The 12,250-nt window shown below is 32.2% G+C and carries 11 protein-coding genes and 1 tRNA gene; 10 read left to right on the forward strand and 2 right to left on the reverse strand.

Annotation, left to right across the window (positions count from 1 at the left end; genetic code table 11):
- The first annotated feature begins 117 nt into the window (after positions 1–117).
- Positions 118–528, forward strand: a complete 411-nt coding sequence (locus PQO00_RS11620; protein ID WP_274185013.1) for an ankyrin repeat domain-containing protein — start codon at positions 118–120, stop codon at positions 526–528.
- Between the two features lie 68 nt (positions 529–596).
- Here the strand turns inward: PQO00_RS11620 and PQO00_RS11625 are convergent, their stop codons facing one another.
- The gene (locus PQO00_RS11625; RefSeq protein WP_274185014.1) at positions 597–1,364 is read right to left on the reverse strand and encodes a M48 family metalloprotease; all 768 of its coding nucleotides are present in this window, start codon (positions 1,362–1,364) and stop codon (positions 597–599) included.
- 193 nt (positions 1,365–1,557) lie between these two features.
- On the opposite strand from PQO00_RS11625, the gene PQO00_RS11630 reads away from it, so the two are divergent.
- Together PQO00_RS11630 and PQO00_RS11635 are read left to right on the forward strand one after the other, a co-directional pair.
- Entirely contained in the window at positions 1,558–1,983 is a 426-nt protein-coding gene (locus tag PQO00_RS11630) for a GNAT family N-acetyltransferase (protein WP_274185015.1), read from the forward strand.
- Positions 1,984–2,034: 51 nt separating this feature from the next.
- Positions 2,035–2,107: transfer RNA gene (locus tag PQO00_RS11635), tRNA-Gly, on the forward strand.
- 716 nt (positions 2,108–2,823) lie between these two features.
- Here PQO00_RS11635 and pepE read toward each other — a convergent pair.
- Positions 2,824–3,531 carry a dipeptidase PepE gene (gene pepE, locus PQO00_RS11640; protein ID WP_274185016.1) on the reverse strand — a complete coding sequence of 236 codons (708 nt, stop codon included), beginning with the start codon at positions 3,529–3,531 and terminating at the stop codon, positions 2,824–2,826.
- 124 nt (positions 3,532–3,655) lie between these two features.
- On the opposite strand from pepE, the gene PQO00_RS11645 reads away from it, so the two are divergent.
- The 7 genes from PQO00_RS11645 (at position 3,656) to PQO00_RS11675 (ending at position 12,241) form a co-directional block, all read left to right on the forward strand.
- The gene (locus PQO00_RS11645) at positions 3,656–4,462 is read left to right on the forward strand and encodes a carboxypeptidase-like regulatory domain-containing protein (RefSeq protein WP_274185017.1); all 807 of its coding nucleotides are present in this window, start codon (positions 3,656–3,658) and stop codon (positions 4,460–4,462) included.
- 126 nt (positions 4,463–4,588) lie between these two features.
- Positions 4,589–5,395: a hypothetical protein gene (locus tag PQO00_RS11650; RefSeq protein ID WP_274185018.1), complete on the forward strand. Its 807-nt coding sequence runs from the start codon at positions 4,589–4,591 to the stop codon at positions 5,393–5,395.
- Positions 5,382–6,182, forward strand: coding sequence for a carboxypeptidase-like regulatory domain-containing protein (locus tag PQO00_RS11655; protein WP_274185019.1), 801 nt, complete (start codon positions 5,382–5,384; stop codon positions 6,180–6,182). Before PQO00_RS11650 ends, PQO00_RS11655 begins: the two co-directional genes overlap by 14 nt.
- Positions 6,183–6,599: 417 nt before the next feature.
- A complete protein-coding gene (locus PQO00_RS11660) occupies positions 6,600–7,103 on the forward strand; it encodes a DUF6702 family protein (RefSeq protein WP_274185020.1) in 504 nt (167 codons plus the stop codon).
- Between the two features lie 108 nt (positions 7,104–7,211).
- Positions 7,212–9,470 carry a M1 family metallopeptidase gene (locus tag PQO00_RS11665; protein ID WP_274185021.1) on the forward strand — a complete coding sequence of 753 codons (2,259 nt, stop codon included), beginning with the start codon at positions 7,212–7,214 and terminating at the stop codon, positions 9,468–9,470.
- Between the two features lie 74 nt (positions 9,471–9,544).
- Entirely contained in the window at positions 9,545–9,832 is a 288-nt protein-coding gene (locus tag PQO00_RS11670; RefSeq protein WP_274185022.1) for a twin-arginine translocase TatA/TatE family subunit, read from the forward strand.
- Positions 9,833–9,958: 126 nt separating this feature from the next.
- On the forward strand, positions 9,959–12,241 hold the full coding sequence (locus PQO00_RS11675; protein WP_274185023.1) for a hybrid sensor histidine kinase/response regulator: 2,283 nt from the start codon (positions 9,959–9,961) through the stop codon (positions 12,239–12,241).
- Positions 12,242–12,250: the final 9 nt, after the last annotated feature.

The following is a 12,250-nucleotide window of genomic DNA, read 5'->3' on the forward strand; positions in this document are numbered from 1 at the left end:
TTGTGAAGAAAAGTTAAAAATGTGTTATTTATTGTTTTTTTATGTAACAGATTAAAATTAATATCGTCTATTTAATATATCAAAAAACGAAATCATAAATCAATTAAATCTTTCATCATGAAAAAAACAGTCATTATTACAACCATGGCATTATGCTTCTCTATTGTAGCTGCCAATGCCAAAACGATCACAGAAAACACTAACAATACTAATGTTGAGTTTGTATTTAAAGTGAACTCATTTTGCGTTTCAATCGCTAAAGGAGATCTAGAAACCGTAAAAAAACTTATTGATAGGGGAGCAGATGTTAATGAAATGTCTAACGGAATGACCCCAATTATGTATGCCGCCAAATTTAATAGAACAGAGATCTTAAAACTTTTAATTGCAAAAGGAGCCAATATAGAAGCTAGATCTGCTAAAAAAATGACCGCATTAAAATATGCTGAATTGCATGGAGCAAAAGAAGCAGCAGCAATTTTAAAAGAAACTATAGCAGCAGCCAAAAAAGCTAAAAAGAGAAAATAATTATAAAGTAAATAGTTGTTTTAAGTTAGTTAATTATTAAAAGCCTTGGTTTTCAAGGCTTTTATGTTTTAGTTATTCTTGTACTTTTCTATAGCTTCTTGAATTTTTTCAATTCTGTTATCTGGATCTGGATGTGTGCTTTGAAACTCTGGAACCCGATTGGGGCCGGCTGCCGCTTTTAAAATCTCCATGACACCAATCATTTCTTCAGGATTATAATCGGCTTTAATCATAAAAAGAACGCCAAGATCATCACTTTCCAATTCATCGTCCCTTCCATTGGTAAGCAGTGTGTTTTGACCAATATTATTTATGAGACCACCCATGTCTGCTCCAACAGAGCCAGCTGTTGTTAATCCTTGCCAATATTCACTTTCTGCTATTCTTTCTGCACTATGACGACCTAGAACATGTCCAATTTCGTGGCCTAAAACTCCTGCTAGTTGGTCTTCGTTTTTTAATTTAGAAAACAAAGCATAAGTTATAAATATCTGTCCTCCAGGTAACGCAAATGCATTAATAGTGTTAGGATCTGCCAATAAATGAAATTCATATTGATAAGGTGTCTCTTTAGCGATACTGTTGTTAACTAATTTGTTTCCAACATTGTCAACCAAAGCTTGGTATTGATTGTTGGAATGTAGGCCTCCATGTTGCTCTGCCATTTGAGGTGCACTTTGTAATCCAATGGCAATTTCTTTATCGGGGGTCATAGATATATTTTGGGTTCTTCCTGTATAAGGATTTACTTCTTGTTGACTACATCTTTTGAAAACAAAAAACAATGCGATAGCGGCACCTATCAATAAACGGACTTTAAAATTTTTTCCTCTCATTTTTTATATTTTAATGTAATTAAAAATATGAAATTTTTAAGCATTAAATTGGTTCATTTGGAATTAATACCAATTATGATACTAGTGCAAATAAAGACCATTTATATATTAGACCTCATATTTTATTAAAAGTCACAGAGATCATTATGGAAAATAAAATTAATTTTGGGGAGTCGTTTATAAAAAATAATCTATGTCCATCGTATTTAAAATTATAGAAAAAGAAAATATAAATTCTGTTATTCCTTTAGTACAAAAGTTAAATAATAATAAGGTTTCCTATGCTGTTCTAGAGCAACGTTTTTTAGAGATGGTTACTCAAAATTATGAGTGTGCCGTGATATATGATGGTGATGATTTAGTTGGTGTTACAGGATTGTGGTTTTGTACGAGGCATTATTCTGGAAGAAGTATGGAGGTCGATCATGTTTATATAGACGAAGCCTATAGGGGAAAAGGTTTAGGTAAACAGTTTTTTGAATGGCTATATAACTATGCTTTAGAAAAAGGCTGTGAATCAGTAGAGTTAAATACATATGTGAGCAACTATGCTTCCCATAAGTTTTATTATAATGAAGGGTTTCATATTTTGGGTTATCATTTTTTTAAAAAATTGTAATTTTTTTTGCAAAAGAGTTGGCAGTTTATATATATTTGCAGCACAGATAATGCGGGAGTAGCTCAGTTGGTAGAGCGTCAGCCTTCCAAGCTGAATGTCGCCAGTTCGAACCTGGTCTCCCGCTCTTAAAAGCTCCGTAGAAATATGGGGCTTTTTTTATGACGCGCATTTTATTAGGAGTTTCTCTTTAAGGTGAGAAGTTTATCTTGAGCGTAGCCGAAAGGAACCTGGTCTCCCGCTCCAAAAGCTCCGTAGAAATATGGGGCTTTTTTTATGACGCGCATTTTATTAGGAGTTTCTCTTTAAGGTGAGAAGTTTATCTTGAGCGTAGCCGAAAGGAACCTGGTCTCCCGCTCTAAAAGGGGATCAATCTCAAAAGTTGTGTTTAGGTAAAAGTTTTGGTCGATCTGAAAAGAAGGCCTGCCATTGACCTATACTGGTTTAACCCTCCTAAATTTCGACAAGGTCGAAATTATCCTCCCTTTTCAAAACTACCGTGAGTACACATCTATAAAAAAGACACGAATGGCACAAATTCACACGAATCCAATACTTTACGGAATAGATTGGATACAGCAAAATATGAATCCCTAGTCTATATAGGCTTGAAATCTGTCGATAGTCTGAATAATTAGTGAAAATTTGTGCCATTCGTGTCCAATCTTTTTTTGTGCTTTATTTGTGTACACACGGTAGTTTTCAAAAGGGAGGAGCAAGTCCGATTTGTATTTTCGGGTACAGTTTTTAATATGACCCCACATGTTGAACTAGCAGGGCTCTCTTAAATTTAAGAGGAGAAGAATTCCAATTTTAAGCCTAAAATTGGAAGAAAGAGGTGTTTTATTTTAAGTGGTTTAGTTCAGTGCCAGGTGGTACCTCGTAAGGTGTCTTGTTACATTCAAAAACACGAGCTGTTAAATCCCCTTTTAGGATAATGGAATTCCCTTTTACATATAGCCAACTGCCTTCCCGCAAACCTATAACGGGCTGGGTATTAAAATTATGAAATTCTTTTATTCTGGTCTCTCTGGTTTCACCCATATGTTTACTGCCTTTATCGGGGTCTAAATAATGCGGATTAATGTTAAAAGGAACAAGGGCCAAGGCATTAAAATTGGGTGGATATACTATAGGCATATCGTTAGTTGTTTTTATTGTTAGCCCGCAAATGTTACTACCGGCACTTGTGCCTAAATATGGGGTGCCATTTTTTACAACAGTCTGTAAAGTGGTTATTAAGCCATGTTTATAAAGTTGATTTGTTAGGACAAATGTATTGCCTCCCCCCGTAAAGATGGCTTCCGCTTTTTTTATAGCATCCATAGGATTTTTATAAGTATGAATGCCCTTTGCATTTATATCGATTTTAGAAAAGGCCGTACGAACGATTTTAGTATATTCATCATGGGAAATACCGCCCGGTCTGGCGTAGGGAATAAACAGAATGTCTTTAACCCCATTAAAAAAAACGGCTAAATCATCTAAAATATAATCCAAATAACCGCTTCCATGAACAGTTGAAGTACTGGCAATAATTATGTTTTTCATAATAAATGTTTTCACTGTAAAACTAACTATTAAAGACTAATATTAATAATATGTGTTAGAAATTTTTATAGGTTTAGGTGCTGAAAAGTCTAATAAAATTCTTATTTTCAATAAAAAACCAATTATGAAAAAAACTATTTTCCTTCTTGCATTATTATCTACAATCTATATGACGCCCCAAAGTATTAAACGTGTTCAGGTTAACGGAAAAATAATTGTAGAGAGTAGTGATATCTCTGGTATCACGATTTTTAATATATCATCAAAAAAAGGTGCTATTAGTGATGAAAATGGAGAATTCGCATTGCGTGTGGCTGTAGACGATTTAATTGAAGTAAGTGCTTTGCAATATCAAAATATTAATTTTAAGGTTAACGAGGATATTATTAAGTCTAAATCAATGAAACTTTTTTTAATTGAAGAAGTTCATAAATTAGAGGAGATTATAGTATCTACAGAAGGGTTATCTGGAGATTTAAATACAGATATAAAAAAAGTCAATGCTTTTAAGCCTCAATTAGATGCCCTGTATTTTGGGATTAAGCATAGTGATGATTTCGATTTTAAGGATGATTACAAATCCGAAGTAAAGAATATTGGTATGAATTCCCAGCGTCAAAGAATGATCAACGGTCTTAATATAGTAAATGTAGTAGATCAATTATTGTTACCTTTATTTAGGTCTAAGGTTACTAACAAAAAAGAGTCTGGTGTTCCAGATGTCCCTGTAGAATCGATAAAATATTATTTCGGATCTGAGTTTTTAGTCGATAATTTTAATATTCCAAGCCACAGAGTTGAAGAGTTTATAAGATTTGTTGAGCGTGGGGATTTTAACTTTTCGCTGCTTAATTATGGAAAAGAAATGGAGTTTCTTGAATTGTTAAATAAAAAAAGTGTGGAGTTTTTAAGTTTAAAAAAGAAAAAATAATATTACTTAAGGTGTGGGTTGCATAAGTTCTTTTAAGTTTTAAGTTGTGTTTTAACAAAAATTTAAAATGGATTTTCAATTTATTTAAGAATTGAAAGGCGTTCTTTATACTTTAATTCTATCGACTTGAAAAGAACATTAATCTCTTCTGTATTTATTTTTTTGTCACTTTATTTAAGTGGCCAATCCATAAATAGAATAGAAATAAAAGGTGTGCTTCTTTCCGCTACCAATGATGTTGAAGCTGTAACCATCTTTAATACCTCGTCAAATAAAGGTACCATCACCAATGATAAGGGTGAATTTATTGTTAAAGTGGCATTACATGATGTTATTGAAATTTCTGCATTGCAATTTCAGACCGTTTTTGTTACAGTTGATGCCGACGTTATTAAATCAAAACAGTTAAAAATACAATTAGTTGAGCAAATTAATCAACTAGACGCTGTGACACTTTCGTCTGGGCTCACAGGCAATATATTGGCAGATGTGGGGAATGTCAAAGTAGTTGAACCTATACGGGTTGATATGGGTAATATAAACGAAGCTTTTGAATATAATGACGTCAAGGCTTTTGATAGAGAGGTTATTGATAACCATTTAAAGGCTGTAATTAATCCTGAAGCACGTAATTATCTTCCGGACGCCGTAAAAATTCTTGAACTATTATTTAAAAAAGACCTATCTATTAAAATGAATCCATCCAAAGAGTATGTAGAAGAGAAACCAAAAGATTTGTTGGATGTCTATAGTCGTAATTACATAAGTAAAAATTTTAATATACCACCAGATCGAGTTTCTGCTTTTGTTGCTTTTATAGAGCAACAAGGTATGGACATGGAGCTATATAAACGTGAAAATGAAATACGGCTTATAGCGTTTTTAATAAAACAAAAAAAGTTGTTCTTAAAACTTCAAAATGTTAAAAATTAAGGTATTTCCAGTCATTTTTGCTTTGTTCCCTTTCCAGTCGTTTTTAGCTCAATCTATTGAAATATCTGGAAAAGTTCAAAGTAAATTAAGCGTTGAGGGGATTCATGTCATTAATAAAACGGCCCAGGTTTTTACCGTAACGAATGAGAGAGGCGCGTTTAAAATCAATGTTGCTTTAAACGATTCTTTGGTGTTTTCATCCATTCAACATAAGTTAAAAAAAATGGTCATTTCTAAAGATGATATGTCTAATAAAGCCATTTTGGTAACATTGGAAGAACAAATTAATGAGCTTGATGAGGTTATGGTAGGTAAGGTCTTAACAGGGGATTTACTTAAAGATATTGCCAGTATAGAAGGGAAGCCACCTATTAATTTTTTCGATGTTGGCATACCGGGCTACACAGGTAAAATAGCCACGCAAAGTGAACGCCGTTTGAGCGAAGCGGGAGAATTCAAGCCAAAAATGTTACTAGGATTACTAGGGGGAGGTGTGCCTTTAAACCCTATATTAAATGGTATTTCCGGAAGAACTAAAATGCTAAAAAATCGCGTGGAAATTGAAACCAAAGAAACATGGATGCACACTATAAAAGCAAGGTTTTCGAAAGATTTTTTTGCTATCAATCCATTAGATAAAGACTTGCGCATGGACTTTTTCTATTTCTGTGCAGATGATAAAAATTTTATTAAAAATTGTAAAAATAAAACCGACTTTGAAATATTGGTTTTTTTGAAGTATAAGTATAAACAGTATCTTAAAAATTTGCAGGTTGGGAACGACTAATACTTATGGAATGCTTTTTGAGTGTCAAAATAATTACATTGAAGTGGTTTAAACTACCCAGTCAAGCTGAGCACATGTTTTTTGATTTAAGCGAAAAATAGTAATTTCCTGCCTGCGGCAGGCAGGTATTCCCAAATGAAGGCTTTTTTGCACTGTATAGCATCGCTATGGAGTAATAAAAAGATAAAATGTGGGGGTAAAAGGGTATTTTGCAGCCAATTATAAAAAGTTTAAACCGCTTCATTAGCAAAAAATATCTAGATGAAACGAACATTAATAAATTTTAAGCATTATTTCACAAAAGGAAATGTTTAAAATTCCTGCCTGCCGGCAGGTTTAATGTGAGAGCGTAGCGGTTGCACACGTTCTCAATTTTATAAATAATTTATTATCAAATAATTACTAAAATTTAAACGTGTGAAATTTATTAAACCATTTTTGTTTTTTTTAATCATACCACTTTTAGCGTTTAATGGCCTCCATAAATATTATATAAGTGTTACTCAAATTAATTTTATTGAAGAGAAACAGTCTGTACAAATAACAACAAGGATTTTTATAGACGATTTCGAAAGTTTGTTACGTGAACGTTATGACGAATCTATAACCTTGGCAGGTAAAGATGAGCCCAAAATAGCCGACACTTATATTGGTAGATATTTAAAAGAAAGCATAAAGGTTAAGATTAATGAAAAAGAAGCCCATCTTACTTTTATAGGTAAAGAATACGATCAAGATATTATGCGTTGCTATCTAGAAATAGAAGGTGTTCGTAGTGTTAAGTCTTTTGAGGTTAGCAATAAGGTATTATTCGATTTATTTGAAGAACAACAAAATATTGTAAAGACAAAGATCAACGCCAAGCAAAAAAGTTTTATACTTATTCCGGAAAAGCATAATGCATTGTTAAAGTTTAATTAAAACTAAGTTAAAAACTTGCCGAATTCATTATTTTCGAATCTTATTTTGTAATAAGCCAATATTATTGCTTAATCCATCAATTTATCAAACAATACATAAAAGTTGACAATGAAAAAACGTACTTATTATTTACTTTCTTTGGTTTTTGTTTTAACGAGCGTTTTTGCACAAGCGCAAGAAAAAACAAAGCCTCAAGGTCACACAGATCAGAATAAATTTAGGCAGATGAAAGATCTGTTGCCTACACCAAATAGCACCAGAACAGCTTCTGGCGCACCTGGTCATCAGTATACCCAACAGAAAGTTGATTATGTCATGGATATTCGTTTGGATGAATCTAAAAACCAGATTTTCGGTAATGAAAAAATAACATATCATAACAATTCCAAAGATTATTTAGAATATTTATGGGTACAGCTTGATCAAAATATGAGAGCTAAAGATTCAAAAACTCCAGACATAAATTCAGATAAATTCAACAACACATTTAACGGACCGACTACCTTCACCAAGGACAATTTAAAGAAAAGGTTTGATGGAGGTTTTAACATTGAGGCTGTAAAAAATTCAGATGATTCAGATTTACCCTTTATGATAAATCAAACAATGATGCGAATTAACTTACCTAAGCCATTAGCGCCGGGAGATGTTTTTAAGTTTCAAATAAAATGGTGGTACAATGTCAATAATCATATTGTCGAAGGAGGAAGATCTGGTTATGAGGCATTCCCAGATGGAAACAGTACGTATGTCATTGCTCAATTTTATCCAAGACTTTGTGTTTACGATAATGTTGAAGGCTGGCAAAATATGCAGTTTTGGGGTCGTAGTGAGTTTGCTTTGGAGTTTGGAGATTTTGATGTTAAACTAACAGTTCCCGCAGATCACAAATTAGAAGCAACGGGGGTGCTACAAAACGAAAAGGATGTCTTGACAAAACAGCAACTTAAACGTTTTGAGCTGGCTAAAAAATCGTATAAAGATCCTGTTTTTATTGTCACTCAAGAAGAAGCTGAAAAAGCAGAAAAAGAAAGAAGTACAAAAACAAAAACATGGCATTTTAAAGCAGATAACGTAAGGGATTTTGCTTTTGCAACTTCAAGAAAATTTTTGTGGGATGCTATGGCAGTAGATATAAACGGGAGGTCTGTGATGGCTATTTCATTATATTCTAAAGAAGGAAACCCACTTTGGGAAGAACATTCAACAAGGGTTGTAGCCAATACATTAGAAGAATATTCTAAACTTACTTTTGATTACCCTTATAACAAAGCGGTTTCTGTACACGCACAAATGGGTATGGAATATCCTATGATTTGTTTTAATTATGGAAGGCCAAACCCAGATGGAACTTATTCAGAAAGGCTTAAAAGAGGGATGATTGGTGTTATTACCCATGAAGTTGGACATAATTTTTTCCCAATGATTGTAAATAGTGATGAGCGTCAATGGACATGGATGGATGAAGGTTTAAATTCGTTTGTAGAGACATTGGCGGAATTAGATTATGATCCCAATTTTATAACGGGTAACTTGCCTAAAGATATGGTTCCATATATGAGTGGAGACCAGAGTTTTATTTCTCCAATTATGTCACAAGGAGACTATGTACATCAATTTGGTCCTAATGCCTATGCCAAACCAGCAGCTGGATTATATATGCTAAGACATACTATTATGGGACCGGAGCTATTCGATTATGCTTTTAGAACCTATTCAAAGCGCTGGATGTTTAAACACCCAACACCGGCAGATTTTTTTAGAAGCATGGAAGATGCTTCTGCCATGGATCTAGATTGGTTTTGGAGAGGATGGTTTTATACAACAGACTATTCAGATATAGGGGTTAAAGAAGTTAAAAGCTACTATTTAACAGACAAACCAACTGAAAGAGCTAAAGAAGTTGCTAAGCTTAATAATTTAAATCTTGATGATTATAAAGATAAGTTGGTTTATTTTGCAGAAGCTGAAGAAGGAAAAAAACCTGAGGGAGCCATGAGCGCTTCAGATTTTCCAGCCTTAAATGATCACATAAATAATTTAAGTGATGAAGAAAAGTCACAGTTAGGTGAAGCACCAAAATATTTTTATGAAGTTACTTTCGAAAAACCTGGCGGGTTGGTAATGCCGATAATTTTAGAGTTAACCTACGAAGATGGTACTAAAGAGAGAAAAACATATCCAGCACAAATATGGAGGTATAATGAAAATGAAGTAAAAAAAGTTTTTAAAACTCAAAAAGCGATTACTAATATTGTAATAGACCCGGATTTAGAAACTGCCGATGTAGACCTATCGAATAATTCCTGGCCTAAAGAAGTACAGCAAAGTAATTTTGATCAGTTTAAAGAAAAGGTCAAAGGATAAAAAAAAGAATTAAAAGCCGATTTTTATAATCGGCTTTTTTTTATTCTAACAAAACAACTTACTATATTTGCGTTGTGATACAACAAACTACATTTTTATTTATTAGTGGTGCAGAAATAGCATTTATACTATTTATTGTTATTATGGTTTTTGGTGCAGATAAGTTGCCAGAAATAGCCCGTGGATTGGGTAAAGGGATGCGTACCCTAAAAGATGCCACTAATGATATTAAGCATGAAATTACCAAAACAGCCGAAAAAAACGATATTGATTTAAGTATCACTGATGATGTTAAGAAAGAACTTAACAAGGTTAAAGATGATTTAGACGATTTTACAGGCTCAGTAAAACGTAAGTTCTAATCTTCTGTAGGGATTATCTTTGTTAATTGCACGTCAACGTTTTAATTAGGTTTTCAACGAGTATTTTCAATTTCTCATTCATTGAAAAATATATTTACTACACCAAATCTAAAATGCTAACCAAAAATGAAAACAATCCTACTTGTATGTTTTCTGTGCGCTATTAATCTATCTTTTCCTCAAGATGATAAGCACACTATATTTCAAATAGACAGTTTAAATTCCAATGCTTTACGTTTTTATGATAATAATGAGATCGTAAATGCGCTATCTTCTATTGATCAATCTAAAAAGTTATCAGAGTCCATTAATGATATTTACGGCTGTGCATTGGCTAATTTTATTCAAGGCCAAATTTATAGCTCTATGGAGGAGTACGATGCTGCCGAGAATAGATTTATTAGGTCACTTAAAAATTCATTAAAAATTGAAGATAATTATTTAATAGCAAGATCATACTTAAATTTAGGAAAGTTATATAAAAAAAAGAAACCATTAAAATTGTTACAAACTTACTTCGATCATGCTTTAAAGTATGTTTTAGACGGTAATGTTAAGGATCACAATAACTATGATAAACAACAAGATATCCTGTTTGAAATTCAAATTAATTTGAGCCAAATATATTTAGATAATAACTCAATGGAAAAAGCATTGATCCATCTTTTAAGAGCAGAGGAGAGTTTGAATGATTATGTGGTAGATTCAGATGCTTATGCCTATTTAAAGTATACGCAAGGATTATATTTCATTAAAAAAGAATTGTTTAACAATGCGAGTAAAAAATTCAATGAGGCATTAGTATTGTTAGAAAAAAACAATCAAGTTAAAAGACAACACTATAACTTGCTTTTACCCAATATCTATAAGGAATTAGCCTTTTCTTTTGAGAAGCAGGGCTTAAATAAGCAGGCATATAATGCACTATTGAAATATAATGATTATATGCACCAATATAGAGCAGAGACACAATCCGAACGAAAGTCTATTGCAAAATCAGAATTTCTTATTGAAGATTATAAAAAGGATGCTCAAATAGCAAATACAGAACGGATACATCAAGTTGAAATTACTAATAAAGTAAAAAACTTAAATATTATTATTACGATCGCCTTATTTCTGTTTCTTGTATCATTAATTACAGTATATAGGAGTTATATTTCTAAAAGAAGGTTAACCAATATCTTAAGAGATCGGAACGAGGAATTGGAAATTGCTCGAAATGAAGCTGTGAAATCATCAGAGTTGAAATCTAAATTCATATCAAATGTAACACATGAATTAAGAACACCTCTTTACGGTGTTGTTGGCGTGACCTCATTGCTTCTTGAGAAAAGTGATTTAAGTAAGAGTGAGACTAAACTTTTAAATTCACTAAAGTACTCGGGAGATTATTTGTTAAATCTTATTAATGATATTTTACAGGTAAGTAAAATTGAATCACATAAAATAGAATTAAAAGATACCTCCGTTAATTTAAAAACATTAGTAAAGAATATTGTGGACTCTTTTGATTTTAGGTTAAAGGAAACCAATAATAAAATTAATGTATTAATAGATGAAGGACTGCCACGGTATATAAAATGTGATAATGTAAGACTGTCCCAAATTTTAATCAATTTAATAGGAAACAGTATAAAGTTTACCGAAAGCGGGTATATTGACCTTAGGGTAAGAATGATAAATAAAAATAAAAAAGAAGTTGGTATACGTTTTGAAATTGAAGATAATGGATGTGGAATACCGAAACATAAATTTGATACTGTTTTTGATAATTTTTCCCAATTAGATGAAAACAATAATATTAACTATCAAGGTACGGGACTGGGACTTTCTATTACCAAAAACCTGGTGGAATTATTTAAAAGCAAAATTGAACTAGAAAGTGAAGTAGGAGTTGGTAGTAAGTTTAGTTTTAATATCACTTTTAGAATAGATCACGTTGTAAAGAATAAGCTGGAATCTAAGAACGAGATAGAAGAAGAAGATAAATTATTAAATAAAAAATATAAGATTCTTGTTGTAGAAGATAATAAAATAAATCAGGTCGTTACACAAAATTTATTAAAAAAGGCTAATTACGAATCTTTGGTTGTTAGTAATGGTTTGGAAGCATTAAACGCAGCTAAAAATAATAAGTTCGACCTTATTCTAATGGATATTAATATGCCGATTATGAATGGTAAGGAGGCCACGAATCACATCAGGGAATTTGATGTTAATATTCCTATTATAGCCCTAACTGCATCTGATGTTGATAGTGTAAAAAACGATTGTAATGGTATTGGCTTTAATGATATTATTTACAAACCATTTGATACTTATGAGTTTTACCAGATCATTGAAACAAATATTCAATTTAGTAAATTAAAGCTGTCTAAATCTATAAAAACTCGCTTAGCGGTATAATATTGATAG

The sequence above is a fragment of the Flavivirga sp. 57AJ16 genome, from assembly GCF_028736925.1.
GTDB lineage: Bacteria > Bacteroidota > Bacteroidia > Flavobacteriales > Flavobacteriaceae > Flavivirga.